Origin of the sequence: Streptomyces sp. NRRL F-4489, from assembly GCF_001509485.1 — a bacterium.
Classification (GTDB): Bacteria; Actinomycetota; Actinomycetes; order Streptomycetales; family Streptomycetaceae; genus Streptomyces.
Genome location: NZ_LLZI01000274.1, coordinates 1 through 19,946 on the forward strand (window position 1 = coordinate 1; position 19,946 = coordinate 19,946).

At 72.0% G+C, this 19,946-nt stretch carries 21 protein-coding genes and 1 pseudogene; 15 read left to right on the forward strand and 7 right to left on the reverse strand.

Annotation, left to right across the window (positions count from 1 at the left end):
• A partial coding sequence (locus ADL22_RS29850; protein WP_420711611.1) for an SDR family NAD(P)-dependent oxidoreductase occupies positions 1 to 781 on the forward strand: 781 nt, incomplete at its 5' end.
• A 171-nt stretch (positions 782 to 952) separates the two neighbouring features.
• Here ADL22_RS29850 and ADL22_RS29855 read toward each other — a convergent pair.
• Positions 953 to 1,552: a hypothetical protein gene (locus ADL22_RS29855; protein ID WP_079064531.1), complete on the reverse strand. Its 600-nt coding sequence runs from the start codon at positions 1,550 to 1,552 to the stop codon at positions 953 to 955.
• A 319-nt stretch (positions 1,553 to 1,871) separates the two neighbouring features.
• On the opposite strand from ADL22_RS29855, the gene hemL reads away from it, so the two are divergent.
• The 7 genes from hemL (at position 1,872) to ccsB (ending at position 9,718) form a co-directional block, all read left to right on the forward strand.
• Complete coding sequence (gene hemL / locus ADL22_RS29860) at positions 1,872 to 3,197, forward strand: glutamate-1-semialdehyde 2,1-aminomutase (protein ID WP_079064532.1); 1,326 nt, start codon at positions 1,872 to 1,874, stop codon at positions 3,195 to 3,197.
• Positions 3,194 to 3,913, forward strand: coding sequence for a histidine phosphatase family protein (locus ADL22_RS29865; RefSeq protein WP_066986822.1), 720 nt, complete (start codon positions 3,194 to 3,196; stop codon positions 3,911 to 3,913). Before hemL ends, ADL22_RS29865 begins: the two co-directional genes overlap by 4 nt.
• Before the next feature lie 144 nt (positions 3,914 to 4,057).
• Positions 4,058 to 5,278 carry a hypothetical protein gene (locus tag ADL22_RS29870; protein ID WP_066986825.1) on the forward strand — a complete coding sequence of 407 codons (1,221 nt, stop codon included), beginning with the start codon at positions 4,058 to 4,060 and terminating at the stop codon, positions 5,276 to 5,278.
• Between the two features lie 165 nt (positions 5,279 to 5,443).
• The gene (locus ADL22_RS29875) at positions 5,444 to 6,058 is read left to right on the forward strand and encodes a TlpA family protein disulfide reductase (protein WP_066986829.1); all 615 of its coding nucleotides are present in this window, start codon (positions 5,444 to 5,446) and stop codon (positions 6,056 to 6,058) included.
• 4 nt (positions 6,059 to 6,062) lie between these two features.
• Positions 6,063 to 6,824 carry a cytochrome c biogenesis CcdA family protein gene (locus tag ADL22_RS29880; protein WP_066986832.1) on the forward strand — a complete coding sequence of 254 codons (762 nt, stop codon included), beginning with the start codon at positions 6,063 to 6,065 and terminating at the stop codon, positions 6,822 to 6,824.
• A 3-nt stretch (positions 6,825 to 6,827) separates the two neighbouring features.
• Positions 6,828 to 8,636: a cytochrome c biogenesis protein ResB gene (gene resB, locus ADL22_RS29885; RefSeq protein WP_066986835.1), complete on the forward strand. Its 1,809-nt coding sequence runs from the start codon at positions 6,828 to 6,830 to the stop codon at positions 8,634 to 8,636.
• The gene (gene ccsB, locus ADL22_RS29890) at positions 8,633 to 9,718 is read left to right on the forward strand and encodes a c-type cytochrome biogenesis protein CcsB (RefSeq protein ID WP_066986839.1); all 1,086 of its coding nucleotides are present in this window, start codon (positions 8,633 to 8,635) and stop codon (positions 9,716 to 9,718) included. Before resB ends, ccsB begins: the two co-directional genes overlap by 4 nt.
• A 101-nt stretch (positions 9,719 to 9,819) precedes the next feature.
• Here ccsB and ADL22_RS29895 read toward each other — a convergent pair whose 3' ends face one another.
• From ADL22_RS29895 to ADL22_RS29905, 3 genes are all read right to left on the reverse strand, one after another.
• A complete protein-coding gene (locus ADL22_RS29895; RefSeq protein WP_066986842.1) occupies positions 9,820 to 11,247 on the reverse strand; it encodes an alkaline phosphatase family protein in 1,428 nt (475 codons plus the stop codon).
• A gap of 281 nt (positions 11,248 to 11,528) precedes the next feature.
• A complete protein-coding gene (locus ADL22_RS29900) occupies positions 11,529 to 12,140 on the reverse strand; it encodes a DUF4291 domain-containing protein (protein ID WP_066986845.1) in 612 nt (203 codons plus the stop codon).
• Positions 12,141 to 12,224: 84 nt separating this feature from the next.
• Positions 12,225 to 12,647, reverse strand: a complete 423-nt coding sequence (locus ADL22_RS29905) for a PLD nuclease N-terminal domain-containing protein (RefSeq protein ID WP_066986847.1) — start codon at positions 12,645 to 12,647, stop codon at positions 12,225 to 12,227.
• Positions 12,648 to 12,734: 87 nt separating this feature from the next.
• Here ADL22_RS29905 and ADL22_RS29910 point away from each other — a divergent pair, with 87 nt between their 5' ends.
• A complete protein-coding gene (locus ADL22_RS29910) occupies positions 12,735 to 14,189 on the forward strand; it encodes a menaquinone biosynthesis decarboxylase (protein ID WP_066986850.1) in 1,455 nt (484 codons plus the stop codon).
• Positions 14,186 to 15,088, forward strand: coding sequence for a menaquinone biosynthesis prenyltransferase MqnP (gene mqnP, locus ADL22_RS29915; protein ID WP_066986854.1), 903 nt, complete (start codon positions 14,186 to 14,188; stop codon positions 15,086 to 15,088). Before ADL22_RS29910 ends, mqnP begins: the two co-directional genes overlap by 4 nt.
• Positions 15,089 to 15,126: 38 nt before the next feature.
• Here mqnP and ADL22_RS36530 read toward each other — a convergent pair.
• Together ADL22_RS36530 and ADL22_RS29920 are read right to left on the reverse strand one after the other, a co-directional pair.
• Positions 15,127 to 15,339 (reverse strand): annotated as a pseudogene (locus ADL22_RS36530) (hypothetical protein); the annotation flags it as partial.
• Entirely contained in the window at positions 15,336 to 15,953 is a 618-nt protein-coding gene (locus ADL22_RS29920) for a rhomboid family intramembrane serine protease (RefSeq protein WP_066986857.1), read from the reverse strand. The pseudogene ADL22_RS36530 and the gene ADL22_RS29920, both read right to left, overlap by 4 nt.
• A 121-nt stretch (positions 15,954 to 16,074) precedes the next feature.
• On the opposite strand from ADL22_RS29920, the gene ADL22_RS29925 reads away from it, so the two are divergent.
• Positions 16,075 to 16,785 (forward strand): UbiX family flavin prenyltransferase, encoded by a 711-nt coding sequence (locus ADL22_RS29925; RefSeq protein WP_066986861.1) that lies wholly within the window; start codon positions 16,075 to 16,077, stop codon positions 16,783 to 16,785.
• 3 nt (positions 16,786 to 16,788) lie between these two features.
• Here ADL22_RS29925 and ADL22_RS36755 read toward each other — a convergent pair whose 3' ends face one another.
• The gene (locus tag ADL22_RS36755) at positions 16,789 to 16,923 is read right to left on the reverse strand and encodes a hypothetical protein (protein WP_267890213.1); all 135 of its coding nucleotides are present in this window, start codon (positions 16,921 to 16,923) and stop codon (positions 16,789 to 16,791) included.
• Between the two features lie 124 nt (positions 16,924 to 17,047).
• On the opposite strand from ADL22_RS36755, the gene ADL22_RS29930 reads away from it, so the two are divergent.
• From ADL22_RS29930 to ADL22_RS29945, 4 genes are all read left to right on the forward strand, one after another.
• The gene (locus ADL22_RS29930; RefSeq protein ID WP_066986864.1) at positions 17,048 to 17,506 is read left to right on the forward strand and encodes an Lrp/AsnC family transcriptional regulator; all 459 of its coding nucleotides are present in this window, start codon (positions 17,048 to 17,050) and stop codon (positions 17,504 to 17,506) included.
• Positions 17,507 to 17,696: 190 nt separating this feature from the next.
• Positions 17,697 to 18,860, forward strand: a complete 1,164-nt coding sequence (gene mqnE / locus ADL22_RS29935) for an aminofutalosine synthase MqnE (protein ID WP_066986895.1) — start codon at positions 17,697 to 17,699, stop codon at positions 18,858 to 18,860.
• A gap of 33 nt (positions 18,861 to 18,893) precedes the next feature.
• A complete protein-coding gene (locus tag ADL22_RS29940) occupies positions 18,894 to 19,418 on the forward strand; it encodes a GNAT family N-acetyltransferase (protein WP_066986868.1) in 525 nt (174 codons plus the stop codon).
• 106 nt (positions 19,419 to 19,524) lie between these two features.
• Positions 19,525 to 19,812, forward strand: a complete 288-nt coding sequence (locus ADL22_RS29945) for a DUF4229 domain-containing protein (RefSeq protein WP_066986870.1) — start codon at positions 19,525 to 19,527, stop codon at positions 19,810 to 19,812.
• The last annotated feature ends 134 nt before the right edge of the window (positions 19,813 to 19,946 follow it).

Genomic DNA, 19,946 nt, shown 5'->3' on the forward strand with positions numbered 1-19,946 from the left:
CCCCCCCGCCCCCCACCCCTCCCTCCCCGACCTCCGCGGTCAAGTGGTGCTGGTCACCGGGGCGTCGGGCGGTGTGGGGCGGGGGATCGCGCTGCGGTTCGCGGCGGCGGGGGCGGAGGTGGTGGTGCACCACCGGACCGGGGGTGCGGCCGCGCGGGCGCTCGTGGGGGAGATCGAGCGCGGCGGCGGGAGCGCGGTCGCGGTCGGGGCCGATCTGGCCGTGGAGGACGAGTGCCACCGGCTGGTGGCGGAGGCGGCCGGGTGGCGGGGCCGGCTGACCGGCCTGGTCAACAACGCCGGTGTGCAGCCCGTCCAGGACCTGCCCGGGATGTCGCTGGCCGACTGGCGGGCCGTCGCCGACCCCACCGTGCACAGCGTCTTCGCCTGCACCCAGGCCGCGGCGGAGGTGCTGCGGGCGGGCGGCGGCGGGTGGGTGACCCATATCGCGTCGATCGAGGCGGACCGCCCCGCCCCGGGCCACGCGCACTACTGCGCGGCCAAGGCGGCGGTGGTGATGCACGCCCGCGCCGCGGCGCTGGAGTACGGGGCGTACGGGATCCGCGTCAACAGCGTCTCCCCGGGGCTGATCGCGCGCCCCGGACTGGACGGCGACTGGCCGGAGGGTGTCCGCCGCTGGCAACGGGCCGCGCCGCTGGGCCGGTTGGGCCGCCCCGAGGACGTCGGCGACGCCTGCGTCTTCCTCGCCTCGCCGATGGCCTCCTGGATCACCGGCCACGATCTCGTCGTCGACGGGGGAGTCTCGGCCCGCCCCACCTGGTGAGAACCGCCGGTGACCGGACCACCTGGTGAGCGAACGGGCCCGCCGGACGGAAAGCCGGCCCGGCCCCCAGGAGCCGGAAAACCGACCCGGACACCGAAAGCCGGAAAGCCGCCCCGGCTCCCACTCCGGTCACCGTCCGGCCCCGCCCCTACGCCGAAACCGGCACCGCCCCTACGGCCACACCAGGCAATAAGCCTGGTGCCCCGCCTCGTGGAGGCGGTGGGAGAAGTCCTGCCACTCGTGGAGGAGGCGGTAGACGCTGAAGGCGTCGCGGGGGCCGCCGCGGTCGGGGACGGTGGACCAGATGAAGGCGGCCGCGCCGACCGACTCCTCGCCGACGCCGCGCAGCGGGTCGACGACGGTCATGGGCAGCTTGACGACGGCGTAGTCGGGGTGGAGGACGACCAGCTCCAGCGGGGGGACCTTGTGCAGCGGTATGCCCTCTATACCGGTGAGGACCATCGCGGCCATCGTCTCCGGCTTGATCTTGGTGAACATGCCGCCCATGCCCAGCTCGTCACCGCCGAGCTCCTCGGGGCGCATGGAGATCGGGACCCGGGCGGCGGTGGCGCCGTTGGGCGCGCCGAAGTACTTGTACGTCACCCCCATGCGGCCGCCCCTGGTGTCCCCGCCCGTGGTAATGCTCTCGGTGCCCTTGTCGCGCCGGTCATCCCTGAAGTTCTCGGAGCCCTCCCGCCGGTGGCGGCCGCGCTGGGCGCGCTCGGGACCCCGGTCATCGGTTCCCTCGCCCAGTTCGCCACCGCGATGCATATCTCCACCCGACCACTCGCAGCCCCAGCCGCGCAACCCGATCATCGTCTCAGAGACCTCCCCCGTCACCGGCGCGTGAAACGCCCGGCCGCACCACCCCGTGCGCCTCTGAGACCATTGCTTGCGTGACTTACTCGTACGTCGCCCCAGTTTCGCAGACGCGCGGGCGCTGAGGCCCGGCCGCGAGGGAGAGGAACGAAAAAGAAACCAAGAGGGAATCGAGAGGGAATCGCGCGGCGGACCCGGTGGTCCGGGCCGGTGATTCCCGTACCGCAGTCAGCCGGGCCGGACCCGTACGCCGCCGCCCTCCCACCCGTATATGCAGGTCAGGATCACAGTGTCTTTTCCGTATGAAGCCCCTGTTTCGCAGTCGCTGTTCGACCGCGCGTCAGTAGTGACGCCGGGCGGCGTGAATTCTCCGGTGCGGGCGTTCCGGGCCGTGGGCGGTACGCCCCGGTTCATGGTGTCCGGTACCGGTCCGTACCTCACCGATGCCGATGGCCGGGAATATGTCGATCTCGTGTGCTCGTGGGGTCCGATGATCCTCGGCCACGCGCACCCCGACGTCACCGCCGCCGTCCAGGAGGCGGTCGCCCGCGGCACGTCCTTCGGGACGCCGGGCGCCGGCGAGGTGGAGCTGGCCGAGGAGATCGTGGCCCGGATCGAGCCGGTCGAGCAGGTGCGCCTGGTGTCGTCCGGCACCGAGGCGACGATGTCGGCGATCCGGCTGGCCCGCGGCTTCACCGGCCGGGCCAAGGTCGTGAAATTCGCCGGCTGCTACCACGGGCACGTGGACGCGCTGCTGGCCGCGGCCGGTTCGGGCGTGGCGACGTTCGGGCTGCCGGACACCCCGGGTGTGACGGGCGCGCAGGCCGGCGACACGATCGTGCTGCCGTACAACGACCTGGCCGCGGTGCGCGCCGCGTTCGCCGCGCACGAGGGCGAGATCGCCTGCGTGATCACCGAGGCGTCGCCGGGCAACATGGGCGTGGTCCCGCCGCTGCCGGGCTTCAACCAGGGCCTCGCGGACCTGTGCCGGGAGAACGGCGCGCTCTACATCTCCGACGAGGTCATGACCGGCTTCCGGGTCAGCCGGGCCGGCTGGTACGGCATCGACGGCGTCCGCCCGGACCTGATGACCTTCGGGAAGGTCATGGGCGGCGGCTTCCCGGCCGCGGCCTTCGGCGGCCGCGCCGACGTCATGGCGCACCTCGCCCCGGCCGGCCCGGTCTACCAGGCGGGCACCCTCTCCGGGAACCCGGTCGCCACCGCCGCCGGTGTCGCGCAGCTGCGGCTGCTGGACGACGCCGCGTACGCGAAGGTCGACGCGGTCTCCGCGGCGGTGCGCGGGCTGGTCGCCGACGCGCTCACCAAGGAGGGCGTGGCGCACCGCCTGCAGACCGCCGGGAACATGTTCTCGGTGTTCTTCACCGACGCCGAGGTGACGGACTACGCGACGGCCAGGACGCAGGAGTCGTTCCGCTTCACCGCCTTCTTCCACTCGATGCTGGAGCAGGGGGTCTACCTCCCGCCGTCCGCGTTCGAGTCGTGGTTCGTCTCGACCGCGCACGACGACGCGGCGGTCGAGCGGATCGCGGCGGCGCTGCCGGCCGCCGCCCGGGCCGCGGCGGAGGCCACCGCATGACGGGCGCGACCGGTTCGTCCGGCGCCACGGGCGCGGAGCGCGGCGGCGAGACCACCGTCGTGCACCTGATGCGGCACGGCGAGGTCCACAACCCCGACGGCGTGCTGTACGGGCGCCGGCCCGGCTACCACCTCTCCGACCTCGGCCGGAAGATGGCGGACCGGGTCGCCGAGCACCTCGCCGAGCGGGACATCCGCTACGTCGTGGCCTCGCCGCTGGAGCGCGCGCAGGAGACCGCGGCGCCGATCGCGGCGGCGCACGGCCTGCCGACGGCCACCGACGAGCGGCTGATCGAGGCGGCCAACGTCTTCGAGGGCAAGACCTTCGGGGTCGGCGACGGCGCGCTGAAGAAGCCGGGGAACTGGAAGTACCTCACCAACCCCTTCAAGCCCTCGTGGGGCGAGCCGTACCTCGAACAGGTCGTGCGGATGATGGCGGCGCTCGGCGCGGCCCGGGACGCGGCGCGCGGCCACGAGGCGGTGGCGGTCAGCCACCAGCTGCCGATCTGGATCGTGCGCAGCTTCGCCGAGCGGCGCCGGCTGTGGCACGACCCGCGGAAGCGGCAGTGCACCCTGGCCTCGCTGACGTCGTTCACCTTCCACGGTGACAAGATCGTCTCGGTGGGGTACAGCGAGCCGGCCCGCGATCTGGTGCCGGCGCATCTGCTGGCCGGCGCCAAGCCGGTGAAGGGCTCCAGTAAGGCGTTCGGCGCCTGACAAGGTGTCAGGTGGCGATATGTCAAATTCGCCGGATATGAAAAATTTGAGCGAATAGCGGCAACCTCCGTACCCGATGTGCCCTCTCCCTCCATGTCCGTTTATATGGATATTGAGTCGTCGAGCACGGATGGGGAACGACGGATGGGCGCGATCAGTCGGCGGAGCCTGCTGGGGATGGGAGTGGGGGCCGCCGCGGCCCTCGGTGTCGCCGGATGCGCTGATTCCGGGCCGGGCGGCGCCGGCGGGCAGCGGGTGAAGAACGCCGCGCCGGCCCGCCCCAAGCTCATAGGCGACGGCTCGACGGCGGACTACGGCAAGCAGCCGCACCAGCCCGCCGCGCCCGAGCCGCTGGAGCCGGGGCAGACCCCGCCGCAGTTCGTGGTCTTCTCGTGGGACGGGGCGGGAGAGGTCGGCAACGGCCTCTTCCCCCGCTTCCGCAAGCTCGCCAAGGACCACGGCGCGGCGATGACCTTCTTCCTCTCCGGGCTCTACCTCCTCCCCGAGGAGAAGAAGCACCTCTACCTCCCGCCGAACAACCGGCCGGGCGCCTCCGACATCGGCTACCTCAACGCCGCGCACCTGAAGGAGACGCTGGACAACGTCCGCCAGGCGTGGTTCGACGGCCATGAGATAGGCACCCACTTCAACGGCCACTTCTGCTCCGGGCGGGGCAGCGTGGCCCACTGGACGCCCCGGCAGTGGCGCTCCGAGATAGACCAGGCCGTGGACTTCGTCACCAAGTGGCGCACGAACACCGGCCTCACCGGCGCCGACCCCCTGCCCTTCGACTACCGCAAGGAGCTGGTCGGCGGCCGCACCCCCTGCCTGCTCGGCCAGGAGAACCTGCTCCCCACCGCCCGCGAGCTCGGCTGGCGCTACGACGCCAGCTCGCCCGGCGGCCTCCAGATGTGGCCCCGGAAAAAGCAGGGCATATGGGACTTCCCGCTCCAGCAGATACCTTTCCCCGGCCACTCGTTCGAGGTCCTCTCGATGGACTACAACATCCTGGCCAACCAGTCGAAGAACTCCACCAAGGCCCCGCCGGCCAACTACCCGGGCTGGCGCCGGCAGGCCGCCGACGCGTACATCTCCGGCTTCCGCCGGGCCTACGAGACCAACCGCGCGCCGTTCTTCATCGGCAACCACTTCGAGGAGTGGAACGGCGGCATCTACATGGACGCCGTCGAGGAAGCGCTCAAGCACATCGCCAACGAGCGGAACAAGGACGTCCGGCTGGTGTCGTTCCGCCAGTTCACCGACTGGCTCGACGTCCAGAACCCGCGGATCGTCTCCAAGCTCCAGCGGATGGGCGTCGGCGAGCGGCCGGCCGGCGGCTGGAAGCGCTACCTCGCCGAGGTCTGACGGCCCCCCGGCGGCCGCACGCCGGGCCCCGCGTCCCGGGGCCGCGCCCCCCGGGACGCGCCGGAAGGTATCGTTCCGCATGGTCTGACATGCCCCTTTGTCCGCGCCCCGGCGGGGCGAGGGGGGCGCGGAAGATCCCCGAAAGGCCCATGCGAAACTTTTCACATGAGTGACAGCCGCGCGCCACGCCGCCTCACCAGCCGCCGCCGCCTCGCCCTGTGCGCCGCGGGAGCGGCGGCCGCCTCGCTGCTGCTCGGCGCCTGCGGCGACGGCGCCTCCGGCGGCTCGGCCCAGACCCGCTTCGTCCAGGGCAAGAACGGCGTCGACACCGTCAAGCCCGGCGAGCGGCAGCCGGCCCCCGACCTGTCCGGCGAGACCACCACCGGCAAGCACCTCGACGTCGCCGACTACAAGGGCAAGGTCGTCATCGTCAACGTCTGGGGCTCCTGGTGCGGCCCCTGCATCGCCGAGGCCCCCAACTTCGCCAAGGTCGCCACCGAGGACAAGGACAAGGGCGTCCAGTTCATCGGGATCAACACCCGGGACTCCGAGCGGTCGCAGGCCACCCAGTTCGAGGAGGAGCACAAGGTGCCCTACCCGAGCCTGTTCGACCCCACCGGCAAGCTGATGCTCCGCTTCCCCAAGGGCAGCCTCAACCCGCAGTCGATCCCCTCCACCATCGCCATCGACAGGCACGGCCGGATCGCGGCCCGCTCGATCGGCCCGCTCACCGAGGACGACCTGCGCAAGATGGTCGACCCGCTGATCGCCGAGAAGTGATCGCGTGATCGCGCTCGCCGCCGCCGCGCAGAACCAGACCATCCTCACCGGCGCCCTGGCCGCCGCCGTCCCGGTCGCCCTCTTCGCCGGGCTGGTCTCGTTCTTCTCGCCCTGCGTCCTCCCCCTCGTCCCCGGCTACATGTCGTACGTGACCGGCGTCACCGGCACCGACCTCGCCGACGCCCGGCGCGGCCGGATGCTGGCCGGCGCCGGCCTCTTCGTCCTCGGCTTCACCGCCGTCTTCGTCTCCGGCGGCGCCCTCTTCGGCTTCTTCGGCCAGAGCCTCCAGGAGTACAAGGAGGTCATCTCGCGCGTCCTGGGCGCGCTGATGATCCTGCTCGGGCTGGCCTTCGCCGGCGTCCTCAAGCGCTTCGGCCAGCGCGAACTGCGGTTCCACAAGAAGCCCGCGATGGGGCTGGCCGGCGCGCCGGTGGTCGGTGTGCTCTTCGGCGTCGGCTGGACGCCGTGCCTGGGCCCCACCCTCACCGCCGTCCAGACCCTCGCCTACCAGCAGGCCAGCGCCGGCCGCGGCGCGCTGCTCACCGTCGCCTACTGCCTGGGCCTGGGCCTGCCGTTCATCGCCGTGGCCCTCGCCTTCCGCCGGATGCTCGGCGCCTTCGGCTGGGTCAAGCGGCACTACGTGTGGGTGATGAGGGCCGGCGGCGGCATGATGATCGCGCTCGGCGTCCTCCTCGTCACCGGCGCCTGGGACAGCCTGATGTCCCAGCTCCAGAGCTGGACGCAAAGCATCACCGTTGGGATCTGATTGATGTCCACCAAGACCGACACCCCGGGAGAGCCGGGCGACGCCGCCGAGCAGGGCGGTGAGCTCGGCGCCGCCGGCGACCGGCTCTCCACCGCCCCCGCGGAGGACGTCAGCCTCCCCTCACTCGGCCCGATCGGCTGGGTGCGGTGGTTCTGGCGCCAGCTGACCTCCATGCGGGTCGCGCTGCTGCTGCTCTTCCTGCTCTCCATCGGGGCGATCCCCGGCTCGCTGATCCCGCAGACCTCCATCGACCCGGTCAAGGTCGACGAGTTCCGGGACAAGCACGCCACCCTCGGCCAGCTCTACGACAAGCTGGGGATGTTCCACGTCTACAGCTCGGTGTGGTTCTCGGCGATCTACCTGCTGCTGTTCATCTCGCTGATCGGCTGCATCGTGCCGCGCGCCTGGCAGTTCGTCGGCCAGCTCCGCGGCCGCCCGCCGGCCGCCCCCCGCCGCCTGACCCGGCTGCCCGCGTACACCACGTGGCGCACCGGCGCGGAGTCCGGAACGGTGCTGGACGCCGCCGAGCGGATGCTGAAGAAGCGGCGCTTCCGGGTCCGCCGGGACGGCACCGCGGTCGCCGCCGAGAAGGGCTATCTGCGCGAGGCCGGCAACCTCCTCTTCCACGTCGCGCTGATCGTGATGCTGGTCGCGTTCGCCGTCGGCAGCCTGTGGAAGTCCGAGGGCGGCAAGCTGATCACCGAGGGCGACGGCTTCTCCAACAGCCTCACCCAGTACGACGACTTCAGCTCCGGCCCGTTCTTCGACACCGGCACCATGGCGCCGTTCGGCTTCACCATGGACTCCTTCGACGCCACCTACGAGCGGACCGGCCCGCAGCGCGGCACCCCCCGCACCTTCCGCGCCAACATCACCTACTTCAGCGGCGCCGACGGCACCCCGCACAAGAAGTCGATCGAGGTGAACACCCCGCTCGACATCGCCGGCAACAAGGTCTACCTGCTCTCGCACGGCTACGCGCCGGTGGTCACCGTCAAGGACGGCCGCGGCAAGGTCGTCTACCACGGCCCGGTGCCGTTCCTCCCGCAGGATCCCAAGAACTTCACCTCGTCCGGCGTGGTGAAGGTCCCCGGCGCGCAGACCAAGGACGGCAAGCGCAACCAGCTCGGCTTCCAGGGGCTGTTCGTCCCCACCTTCGGCGGCAAGAACTCCGGGTCGATGTTCTCGCAGTTCCCCGCCCCGGACTTCCCCGTCCTGTCGGTGAACGCCTGGCACGGCGACCTCGGCATGGACTCCGGTCTGCCGCAGAACGTCTACCGCCTCGACACCAAGCGGATGACGCAGTACAAGGACGCCGGCGGCGACATCTTCAAGAAGATGCTGCTGCCCCGGGACCGCGCCGCGCAGATGCTCGGCCACGCCGGCGCCGAGCTGACCCCGCAGCAGCTCGACGCCGAGTCCACCATGACGCTGCCCAACGGCGACGGCTCGATCACCTTCGACGGCATCAAGACCTGGGCCAGCTTCAAGATCTCCCACCAGCCCGGCAACGGCCTCGCGCTGACCGGCGCGGTGCTCGCCCTGCTGGGCCTGGCCGGTTCGCTGTTCATCCAGCGGCGCCGGGTCTGGGTCCGCGTCGAGGACGACGGCACCGGCACCGCGGTCGTCGAGATGGCCGGCCTGGGCCGCAGCGAGTCGGCCCGGGTGGCCGAGGAGCTGGCCGCCCTCGCCGGGGAGCTGACCGGGACCGCCCCGCCGGCCGCGCCCGCGCCGGACGCGGCCGCCGACGACCCGCCGGAGCCGACCGACTCCGCCGATCCTGCTGAACCCTCCGAAGGAGCGCGCGCGTGAACCTCGCTGCCGCAGCCAACGAGACACTGGCTCACAACTCCAATGTGCTGGTCTATTCGGCCATGGCCGTCTACACCCTCGCCTTCCTCGCCCACATGGCCGAGTGGGTGTTCGGCAGCCGCAGCAAGGTCGGCCGGACCGCCGCCGCCCTGACCGACGGGGCCGCCGCGCCCGCCGCCCCGGTCGTGCGGACCGCGCAGAAGGGCGGCACCGCCGTCCTGGAGCGGCCCGAGGTCGTCACCCGCGCCGCCGCCGGCGCCCGCGACGTCCCCGACGGCCCCGGCGCGCACGGCGGCACCGAGAAGGGCGACCTCTACGGCCGGATCGCGATCTCGCTGACCGTCCTGGGCTGGGCGCTGCACGTCGGCGGCGTGGTCACCCGCGCGCTGTCCGTGCAGCGCGCCCCCTGGGGCAACATGTACGAGTTCTCCACGACCTTCGGCGCGGTCGCGGTGACGATGTACCTGCTCCTACTGGTCCTGAAGAAGAACGTCCGCTGGATCGGCCTGCCGCTGGTCACCACCGTCCTGCTCGACCTGGGCCTGGCCGTCAGCGTCCTGTACACCGCCAGCGACCAGCTGGTGCCCGCGCTGCACTCGTACTGGCTGTGGATCCACGTCTCCTGCGCGATCCTCTCCGGCGCGGTGCTCTACCTCGGCGCGGTCGCCACCCTGCTCTTCCTCTTCCGCGACCGCTACGAGGCCAAGCTCGCCGACCCGGACGGCAAGCAGCCCGGCGCCTTCGCCACCTCGGTCCTCACCCGGCTGCCCTCGGCCGCCTCGCTCGACAAGTTCGCCTACCGCGTCAACGCCACGGTCTTCCCGCTGTGGACGTTCACCATCATCGCGGGCGCCATCTGGGCCGAGGCCGCCTGGGGCCGCTACTGGGGCTGGGACCCCAAGGAGGTCTGGTCCTTCATCACCTGGGTCGCCTACGCCTGCTACCTGCACGCCCGGGCCACCGTCGGCTGGAAGGGCCGCAAGGCCGCCTGGCTGGGCCTGATCGCCTTCGCCTGCTACCTCTTCAACTACTTCGGCGTGAACATCTTCATCACCGGCCTGCACTCCTACGCCGGCGTCTGAGCCCCGCGCCCCATCCCTCCCGCTCCACCCGGTGCCGTACGGACCCGCCCCGCCCGCCGGGCCGGCCCGTACGGCACCGCCGTATAGCGGTCCGCGCCGGCTCAGCGCCGGTGGCGCCCGCCGCGCTCCTGCCGCGGCGGCTTCTGGTCCGCCCCCGGCAGCACCGGCTTGGGCAGGTGCGCCACCTCCCACTGGGCCTCGGCCAGCTGCGCGGCGGTGTCCCGCGGCAGCCGCGGCGGCCGGGCGGCCGGGCTCCGGAAGCCGAACGCCGAGGTCAGATCCCCGAACGCGGCCCGCCGCCAGGCGCTGATATTGGGCTCGGCGACCCCGGTGAACAGCTCCAGGAACCGCAGCACCGAGGTGTGGTCGAAGGCGTCCCCGGCCGCCCAGCCGCCCACCGTCCACGGCGAGACGATCAGGCACGGCACCCGGAAGCCCGCGCCGATCGGCAGCCCCCGGACGAACTCGTCCTTCGTCCCGGCCGGCGGCACCGGCGGCGGTACGTGGTCGAAGAGCCCGTCGTTCTCGTCGTAGTTGAGGATGAACGCGGTCTTCGCCCACACCTTCGGGTTCGCCGCGATCGCCTCGATCTTCTTCGCCACGAAGTCGGCGCCGGCGGCCGGCAGGTAGTCCGGGTGCTCCGACTGGTGGCTGGTCGGGATGATCCAGGAGACCGCCGGCAGCCGGTCGTGGCGGGCGTCGTCCTCGAACGCGCCGGCCGGCCCCGGCCGCACCCCCTTCTCGTAGAGCGGGCTGCCGGGCTTGGCGTCCCGGAAGGTCTGGAACTGCTCCAGGAGGTTGCAGCCGTAGTCGTCCTCCTCCTGGTAGACCTTCCAGCTGACGCCGGCCGCCTCCAGCCGCTCCGCGTACGTCGTCCAGCGGTACGGCGTGGGCGCGGTGTTGTTCAGGACCGGGCCGCCGTGGGTGCCGCCGGGGTCGAGGGTGCCGGTCATCCAGTACAGCCGGTTGGGCCAGGTCGGCCCGAGGACCGAGCAGAAGTAGTTGTCGCAGAGGGTGAACGCCTCGGCCAGCGCGAACTGGAAGGGGATGTCCTCGCGGGTGTGGTAGCCCATCACGTACGGGCCGTTGGCGCCGTCGGCCTTGCGGTGCGCGGGCAGCCAGCGGTCCATCTTCCCGCCGTTCCACGCCTCGTGCTGGACCGACCAGGCGTGGCTGGTGGAGGGGATGGCCTGGGCGCTGGTGGTGCGGGTGTTGAGGCGGAACGGCAGCAGATAGCCGTCCGGGTTCTGCGGGTCGGGCTGGTGGAAGACGGAGCGGCCGGTGGAGAGGGTCAGCGCGTGCGGGTCGGCGAAGCCGCGGACGCCGCGCAGGGTGCCGAAGTAGTGGTCGAAGGAACGGTTCTCCTGCATCAGCAGGACGACGTGCTCGATGTCGCGCAGGGAGCCGTGCCGCGGGGGACCGGCGGCGACGGCCTTCCGGACGCTGGGCGGCAGCAGCGACAGCGCGGCGGCGCCGCCCATCGCTCCGGCCGCCGAGCCGAGGAGTCTGCGTCGGGTCATATCGGGCATATGAGCCACTCTCCCTGAGTCGCGGAGGCCCTCGGTGGGCCGATGCGACTGTGGCGGCGGCGCAGTGTCCCGGGCAGGGGGAGGTTGCTGAACGGGGCCTCAAATGGCCGTGAACAGTGCAGAGTTGGCCGGTCGGCGCTACGCCGCCTACGCCGTTCCGCGCAGCGCGTACCGGCGTGCGCGCCGGCTCGGATACGCCGCCGCGGCGCTTGACGGGGACACGCGGCGTACGCCCGCAGTTTCGCCCGGCTGCCGGGCACCGGTGGCCGGCCGGAGGCCGTTCAGCACAGCCGCGCCAGCGCCTCCTCCGGCGCCGGATACGGGCGCTCGTCCGGCAGCAGCGCGCGGGCGGCGTCCTCCTCGCCCGCCCGCACCAGGGCGTGGATCTCGCGGGCCAGCGCCGTCACCTCGCGGATCCCCACCGTCCACTCATCCGCGTACGCCGCCACCAGCTCGCCGGACAGGCCCAGCTGGAGCGAGCGGTACGGGAGCGGGCGGAGGCGCAGATCGCGCTCGGGGTCCCACTGGACGCGGGCGGGGGAGCGGCGCAGCGCGCGCTGCCAGGCGCCGCGGTCCGGGTGCAGTCCGGGGACGTAGTGCGACAGGCAGGCCCGGCGCAGCGCCTCGTCGAAACCGGCCCGGGTGATCTCGACGGCCAGCACGGTCTCCTGGTCGGGCTTGGTGGCCCAGCCGCAGCGGTACATCATCCACAGGAACGACGGCTTGATCCATGTCATCCGCTCCCGCTTCCAGGCGGGCGGGAAGCGGCCGTCGCGGGCGGCGGGCAGGCCCAGGGCGGGCGCGTACGCCTGGTAGACGGTGACCGTCTCGTCGGTGTGCAGCGCCCGTACGCGGCGGGCCGGCTCGGGCGGGGCGGTGGTGCCGGTGCTCATGGCGGCCCATCCTGGCGGAGGCCGGACGCCGGCGGCCACCGGTTTACGGGGCGGCGCCGGGCCCCGCAGGGCTGTGACGGGCCGTCAGGAGGCGGCGGGCGGGGCCTCCTCCGGGCCGCCGTCGGCCTTGCCCTGCTTGCGCCGCAGCTCCTCCTCGCGGCGCCGCAGATCGGCCTCCCAGTCCTTCAGCAGCGCCTCGTCCTTCTTGTTCTCCTCGCGCAGCGAGCGCAGGAATTCGGGATTGTCGTCCGGGGCGACCCACTTGGCGCTGTGGTTGCGGTGCCACTCGGACGGCGTGCTGCCGCCGCCGCCCGCGGTGCGGTACCGCTCCTTGCCGGCCACCAGCCAGGCGATCGGCCCGATCAGCACCTCGCCGAACAGCAGGATGATCAGCACCCACACCACCTTCGGCAGGCCGCGGACCTGCGACTCCGGCGTGTTGAGGCAGTCGATGAAGGCGTAGATCCACAGTGCCAGCACCAACAGGAACGGCAGATACCTGAGCATTGCGGACGGTCCCCCTGGATGCGCGAACGGGCCCGCGGCGGGCCCCCGTGACCCGTACAGGGTAGTGCGTACCGGATACTGGGGCGTATGGCTTACGACGATCTTCGCTCCCTGCTGCGGGCCCTGGAGCGCGAGGGAGACCTCACACGCATCAAGGCCGAGGTCGACCCGTATCTGGAGGTCGGCGAGATCGTGGACCGGGTGCAGAAGGCCGGCGGCCCGGCGCTGCTCTTCGAGAACGTCAAGGGCTCGGCGATGCCGCTGGCCATGAACGTCTACGGCACCGACCGCCGCCTGCTGAAGGCCCTCGGCCTGAAGACCTACGAGGAGATCGGCGACAAGATCGGCGGGCTGCTGCGGCCCGAACTCCCGCACGGCTTCGTCGGCGTGCGCGAGGCGTTCGGCAAGCTCGCCCACATGGCGCACGTCCCGCCGCGGAAGATCAAGGGCGAGGCGCCCGTCCAGGAGGTCGTGCTCACCGGCGACGAGGTCGACCTGGAGCGGCTGCCGGCGCTGTTCACCTGGCCCAAGGACGGCGGCTCCTTCTTCAACCTCGGCCTGACCCACACCAAGGACCCCGAGAGCGGCGTCCGCAATCTGGGCCTGTACCGCCTCCAGCGCCACGACAAGCGCACCATCGGGATGCACTGGCAGATCCACAAGGACAGCCGCAACCACTACCAGGTCGCCGCCCGGCGCGGGGAGAAGCTGCCGGTCGCCATCGCCTTCGGCTGCCCCCCGGCCGTCACCTACGCCTCCACCGCGCCGCTGCCCGGCGACATCGACGAGTACCTCTTCGCCGGCTTCCTCCAGGGCAAGCGGATCGAGATGGTGGACTGCAAGACCGTCCCGCTCCAGGTCCCGGCGCACGCCGAGGTCGTCCTGGAGGGGTGGCTGGAGCCCGGCGAGATGCTGCCGGAGGGCCCGTTCGGCGACCACACCGGCTTCTACACACCGCAGGAGCCGTTCCCCGCGCTGACCATCGACTGCGTGACGATGCGCCGCCGGCCGCTGCTCCAGTCCATCGTGGTGGGCCGCCCGCCGACCGAGGACGGGCCGCTGGGCCGCGCCACGGAGCGCTTCTTCCGGCCGCTGCTGAAGATCATCGTCCCGGACATCGTGGACTACCACCTCCCCGAGTCCGGCGGCTTCCACAACTGCGCGATCGTCTCGATCGACAAGAAGTACCCCAAGCACGCCCAGAAGGTGATGCACGCCATCTGGGGCGCCCACATGATGTCGCTGACCAAGCTCATCGTGGTGGTCGACGCCGACTGCGACGTCCACGACCTCCACGAGGTGTCCTGGCGGGCGCTGGGCAACACCGACTACGCCCGCGACCTGACCGTCGTCGAGGGGCCCGTCGACCACCTCGACCACGCCTCCTACCAGCAGTTCTGGGGCGGCAAGGCGGGTATCGACGCGACCCGGAAGTGGCCCGAGGAGGGCTACACCCGCGACGGCGGCTGGCCGGAGATGGTCGCGTCGGATCCGGATACCGCGGCGCTGGTCGACCGCCGCTGGAAGGAGTACGGGCTGTGAGCGCCTCCGCCGCCGCCGTTCCGCAGCCGGGCCGGACACGGGCCTTCCTGCGGCTCGTCGTCATCGAGCACTCGGTCTTCGCGCTGCCCTTCGCCTATATCGCGGCGTTCACCGCGATGCACCAGCTGGACCGGCACGTCCACTGGGTCCGGCTGCTGCTCGTCACCGTCGCCATGGTGGGCCTGCGCACCTTCGCGATGGCCGTCAACCGCATCATCGACCGGGAGATCGACGCCCGGAACCCGCGCACCGCCGGGCGCGAACTGGTCACCGGCGCGGTGTCGGTGCGGTCCGCCTGGACCGGCGCGCTGATCGCCGTGGTGGTCTTCCTGGGCGCGGCCGCGCTGCTCAACCCGCTCTGCCTCGCGCTGGCGCCGGTCGCCGTCGTGCCGATGGTGGTCTACCCCTACGGCAAGCGCTTCACCAACTTCCCGCACGCGATCCTCGGCCTCGCCCAGGCGATGGCCCCGGTCGGCGCCTGGCTCGCGATCACCGGCGCGTGGTCCTGGGAGTCGGTGATCCTCGGTCTCGCGGTCGGCATCTGGATCGGCGGCTTCGACCTGATCTACGCCTGCCAGGACGTCGAGGCCGACCGCCGCAACGGCGTGATGTCCGTCCCGGCCCGCTTCGGCGTGCCGGGCGCGCTGTGGGGTGCCCGTGTGTGCCACGCCGCCACCACCGCCCTGCTGGTCTGGTACGGCGCCGCGATCGGCGCGGGCGCCTTCTTCTGGATCGGCCTGGTGATCGTCGCGGTGGCCTTCTGCTACGAGCACGCCATCGTCCGCCCGCACGACACCTCCCGCCTGAACCGCGCCTTCTTCCAGGTCAACAGCTTCATCGGCATCGCCCTCTTCGTCTGCGCCCTGCTGGACCTCTTCGTCCGGGGGCTGGTGGCGTAAGGCGGCCGGTCAGCCTCCGCTGACCGGGCGCGGACACGTCAGGCGTTGAGGTCCAGCACGCGGACCGCTTCCCCGGCCCATCGCTGTGGAGCGGTGGTGGCCACGATCGCGCCGTCCGGGCGGTCGAGGGTCGGCTGCGCCGCGTGGTGGCAGTGGGCAGCGGCCCAGGTCCGCTGCCGGGCCAGGGCCGGGACGGCGGGCAGGTCGAGGCCGAGGACGGTGATGCCGGGCAGCGCCGCCAGATGCGTCAGGGGACCGGTCTGACCACGCCCCCCGCCGCCGCCCCGTCCCGCCCCGGCCCCCGGCCCCGCTCGCGCAGGATGAAGGCCGCCAGGACCCCGCCGGCCAGGCCGAAGAGGTGGCACTGCCAGCTGATGCCGCTGGTGGTGGGCAGGGCGCCCCAGAGGATCGAGCCGTAGAGCAGCCCGACGATCAGGCCGATGCCGATGTCCAGCGGTTTGCGCTCGACGAAGCCGCGGACCAGCAGGAAGGCGAAGAGGCCGAAGACCACGCCGGAGGCGCCGAGGGTGATGCTGCCGGGCGCCGCGGTCAGCCAGACGCCGAGGCCGCTGACCACGATGATCAGCAGGGCGGCGGCCAGGAACCGGCGTATGCCGCTGCGCAGCGCGGCGAGGAAGCCGAGCACCAGCAGCGGGAGGGAGTTGGCGGCCAGGTGGCCGAAGCCGAAGTGGAGGAAGGCGGCGGGGAGCACGTCGAGGAGGCCGCCGGCCTCGCGGGGGCGGATGCCGAAGGCGTCGAGGGCGTTCCCGCTGAGGGTGTCGACGCCCTCCAGGACCCACAGCAGCGCGACCCAGCCCACCATGAGGAAGAGCGCGGGCCTGGCCCGTGCCGTGCGCGGTGCCATCGCCCGCCCCCTTCGCCGCCGGCCTGCCGCCGGGTGTCGTCCGGTGCGCCCGGCGCGGTGCCGGCGCACAGGTAGTAACGGTCGGGGCGGCCCTGCCGGTTCCGCCGGATAGGCTCGATCCGTGGAGCCGCCGCACATCGACACCAGCAAGCCGGACCCCGGGCGCCGCCCGTGGGTCGTGGGAATCTCCGGCGCGTCCGGGACGCCGTTCGCCGCGTCCGTGCTGCGCGGGCTGCTCGCGGCCGGGGAGGCGGTGGATCTCGTCGTCAGCCGGGCCTCGCGGCTGACGCTGCTGGACGAGACCGGGATCGCCTTCCGGGACGCGCACTGGCGGGACGATCTGCGGCAGTGGCTGGCGCGCGGCGCCGACGGCACGCCGCACACCTTCCCGGTGGCCGACGAGGCGCTGGCGCGGGTGCGGTACTGGCCGGCCGGCGATCTGGCGGCGGGGCCGTCGTCGGGCTCGTATCCGGCGAAGGGGATGCTGATCGTCCCGGCGAGCACGGCGTGTGTGGCGGGGGTGGCGCTGGGGCTGTCGAAGGACCTGCTGCAGCGGGTGGCGAGCGTGACGCTCAAGGAGCGGCGGCCGCTGGTCGTCGCGGTGCGCGAGACGCCGCTGAACGGCCCGACGCTGCGGCATCTGGTGGCGCTGGACGAGGCGGGCGCGGTGGTGCTGCCCGCCTCTCCGGCGTTCTACGCGGGTGCGACGCACATCCAGGATCTGGTGGATTTCGTCGCGGGCCGGGTGCTCGACGCGGCAGAGGTGCCGCACGGGCTGTACCGGCGGTGGGAAGGGGCGCTGGGGGGCGGCTCCGCGCGGGAGGCGCCGTAGGCGTCAGCGCTTCTTGGCGGCGGCGCGGCTAAGGCGGCGCCGGGCCCGCGGGGTGGCGGGCTGCTGGGCGGCACGGGAACGATTGGCCTGGTCCTGCAGCTCACGCATGCGGGCGTAGGCCATCTCGATCGAGTACACGGTGTCTTCTCCTGGGAAAGATCGTCCTTGATCATTCTAAATGAATCACAGGGCCGAGACCCTGTATGCCTTAGATTCTACATGCAGAACGCAGAAACGCGGAAAGATTGGAAGGCTTGAGGGCATGGACGCGGTGGATAGGCAGCTCATCCAGGCACTTCGCGAGAACGGCAGGGCCTCCTACGCCGAACTCGGCCGGCTCGTCGGCCTCTCCGGACCCAGCGTCACGGACCGGATCAACCGCCTCGAGGCGGCCGGCGTGATCACCGGCTACCGCGCGACGGTCAACGCCGCCTCGCTGGGCCTCGGCGTCACCGCCCTGGTCGGCATCTCCCTCTCGGACGCCGCCGACCACGAGGACGTGGCCCGCCGGCTGAAGGACCTCGCCGAGATCGAGGACTGCTGGTTCATCGCCGGCGACGACTCCTACATGCTCAAGGTCCGGGTCGGCGACGTCGACGGGCTGGAGCGCACCATCCGCCGGCTCTCCGGCACCAAGGGCGTCTCCCGCACCCGGACCACGATCGTGCTCTCCACCAAGTGGGAGAACCGCGTCGGCGAACTCCCCGAAGAGGTGAACTAGCCCGGCCGGGCCCGCCGGCGGACGGAGGCCCGGGACGCGGCCCGGGACGCCCCCAAGGGGCCTCCGTCCGCCGCGGAAGCGGGGGAGTAGGCTCGGCGAAGCCCGTTTTTCACGGCGAAACCGACGATGTTTCACGTGAAACGGCCGGAGACACACAGAGATGGTGGGAGGCGACCCGATGGCTGCGTCGATGGATGCGGGCCTCAAGCGCGAGCTGGAAGCGAAGGTCCACGCCGGGGAGCGGCTGACCCGCGAGGACGGGATCGCCCTCTACGCGTCCGACGACCTGGCGTGGCTGGGCGGCCTCGCCCACGAGGTGCGGACCCGGAAGAACGGCGACGCCGTCCACTTCAACGTCAACCGCCACCTCAACATGACGAACGTGTGCACCGCGTCCTGCGCGTACTGCTCGTTCCAGCGCAAGCCGGGCGAGAAGGACGCGTACACCATGCGCATCGAGGAGGCCGTCCGCCTCGCCAAGGCGATGGAGAACGAGAACCTCACCGAGCTGCACATCGTCAACGGCCTCCACCCGACCCTGCCGTGGCGCTACTACCCGCGCTCGCTGCGGGAGTTGAAGAAGGCGCTGCCGAACGTCTCGCTCAAGGCGTTCACCGCCACCGAGATCCACCACTTCGAGACCATCTCCGGCCTGTCCGCCTCCGAGATCCTCGACGAACTCATCGACGCCGGGCTGGAGTCGCTGACCGGCGGCGGCGCCGAGATCTTCGACTGGGAGGTCCGGCAGCACATCGTCGACCACCGCACCCACTGGGAGGACTGGTCGCGGATCCACCGCCTGGCGCACGAGAAGGGCCTCAAGACGCCCTGCACCATGCTCTACGGGCACATCGAGGAGCCCCGCCACCGCGTCGACCACGTCCTGCGGCTGCGCGAACTCCAGGACGAGACCGGCGGCTTCCAGGTCTTCATCCCGCTGCGCTACCAGCACGACTTCGTGGACATGCAGGACGGCAAGATCCGCAACAAGCTCCAGGCCCGCACCACCATGGCCAGCGGCGCCGAGGCGCTGAAGACCTTCGCGGTCTCCCGGCTCCTCTTCGACAACGTCCCGCACGTCAAGGTCTTCTGGGTGATGCACGGCGTGCAGACCGCCCAGCTCGCCCTCCAGCACGGCGCCGACGACATGGACGGCTCGGTCGTCGAGTACAAGATCACCCACGACGCGGACAACTACGGCACGCCCAACAAGCTCACCCGCGACGACCTGCTGGAACTGATCCGCGACGCCGGCTTCCGCCCCGTCGAGCGCAACACCCGCTACGAGACCATCCGCGAGTACCCGGGCCCCGACCCCGACCGCCGCGAGTCGCCGCAGCCGATGCGGGTCTGACGCCCCGCGGGCACCCCGGTAGGGTCCGGCCGCATGAGTGTGCGCTTCGAGCCGGACCCCGCCATCACCCCCGCCGTCCGCGACGGGATCTGCGCCCTGTGGGCCGAGGTCACCAACGCCGGCGGCGCGGTCGGCTACGTCCCGCCCGTCACCCCCGAGGACATCCGCCCCGAACTCCTCCGCCGGCTCGCGGCGCTCGCCGAGGGCCGCGACCGCCTCATCGCCGGCCGCGACGCCGAGGGCCGGGTGGTCGCCACCGCCTTCCTCACCCGCAACGAGCACCCCCTGTACCCCCACTGGCTGTGGGTCTACACCGTGATGGTCCACCCCTCCCTCCACGGCCGCGGGGTGGGCCGCGCCCTGATGGCCGCGGTCGCCGGCACCGCCCGCGCCATGGACGGGATCATCGGCCTCCGCCTCACCTGCCGCGGCGGCACCGGCCTGTCCCGCTTCTACGAAAGCTGCGGCTACCGCGAGATCGGCCGCGCGCCGCGCGCCATCCGGCTCGGCCCCGGCGACTACCGCGACGATGTGACCATGTGGCTCGACCTGGACTGATGCCCCCAGGGGGTGTCCGCGCCCGGGGGCCCGGAAGATCGCCCCGCGTCCTGTGCTTGACTGGACGGCAGACCCTTTCGGTTGCCGTTGAGAAGAAGGTCCCGCCGTGCGTAGCCACAAGTTCGCCACACTCCGCTACACCGCCCTTCGCATCGGCCTGTTCGCCGTCTGCTTCGCCGTGGTGTGGGTGCTGGCGTACTTCCGGATCATCCCCCTCGGCGTCGGCAACTCCAACACGGTCTGGATGCTGCTGCTCGCCATCGTCATCTCCGCGCCGCTCAGCTTCGTACTGCTGCGCAAGCAGCGCGACGCGATGTCCGAGCAGATCGTGGCCAAGGTGGACCGCCAGAAGGAGCGGCTGGCCGCCAACCAGAGCATGGAGGACGGGCTCTAAGCCCCGCCCGCCCCTCTTCCGGACTGTAAGACGCGTCACGTCGGCGCGCCGTCCGGCGCCCGCGCCCGTCCGGCGCCCGTCCCGCGGAGTCCCAACTCCCCGGCGCGGGCGCCTTTTTGCTGCCCGCTGACCGT

Excerpts from the sequence above, each read along its gene's own strand:
- ADL22_RS29855 (WP_079064531.1), bottom strand. The coding sequence starts at position 1,552 with ATGCATCGCGGTGGCGAACTGGGCGAGGGAACCGATGACCGGGGTCCC.
- hemL (WP_079064532.1), top strand. The coding sequence starts at position 1,872 with ATGCAGGTCAGGATCACAGTGTCTTTTCCGTATGAAGCCCCTGTTTCG.
- ADL22_RS29865 (WP_066986822.1), top strand. The coding sequence starts at position 3,194 with ATGACGGGCGCGACCGGTTCGTCCGGCGCCACGGGCGCGGAGCGCGGC.
- ADL22_RS29870 (WP_066986825.1), top strand. The coding sequence starts at position 4,058 with ATGGGCGCGATCAGTCGGCGGAGCCTGCTGGGGATGGGAGTGGGGGCC.
- ADL22_RS29875 (WP_066986829.1), top strand. The coding sequence starts at position 5,444 with ATGAGTGACAGCCGCGCGCCACGCCGCCTCACCAGCCGCCGCCGCCTC.
- resB (WP_066986835.1), top strand. The coding sequence starts at position 6,828 with ATGTCCACCAAGACCGACACCCCGGGAGAGCCGGGCGACGCCGCCGAG.
- ADL22_RS29895 (WP_066986842.1), bottom strand. The coding sequence starts at position 11,247 with ATGCCCGATATGACCCGACGCAGACTCCTCGGCTCGGCGGCCGGAGCG.
- ADL22_RS29900 (WP_066986845.1), bottom strand. The coding sequence starts at position 12,140 with ATGAGCACCGGCACCACCGCCCCGCCCGAGCCGGCCCGCCGCGTACGG.
- ADL22_RS29905 (WP_066986847.1), bottom strand. The coding sequence starts at position 12,647 with ATGCTCAGGTATCTGCCGTTCCTGTTGGTGCTGGCACTGTGGATCTAC.
- ADL22_RS29910 (WP_066986850.1), top strand. The coding sequence starts at position 12,735 with ATGGCTTACGACGATCTTCGCTCCCTGCTGCGGGCCCTGGAGCGCGAG.
- ADL22_RS29920 (WP_066986857.1), bottom strand. The coding sequence starts at position 15,953 with ATGGCACCGCGCACGGCACGGGCCAGGCCCGCGCTCTTCCTCATGGTG.
- ADL22_RS29930 (WP_066986864.1), top strand. The coding sequence starts at position 17,048 with ATGGACGCGGTGGATAGGCAGCTCATCCAGGCACTTCGCGAGAACGGC.
- mqnE (WP_066986895.1), top strand. The coding sequence starts at position 17,697 with ATGGATGCGGGCCTCAAGCGCGAGCTGGAAGCGAAGGTCCACGCCGGG.
- ADL22_RS29940 (WP_066986868.1), top strand. The coding sequence starts at position 18,894 with ATGAGTGTGCGCTTCGAGCCGGACCCCGCCATCACCCCCGCCGTCCGC.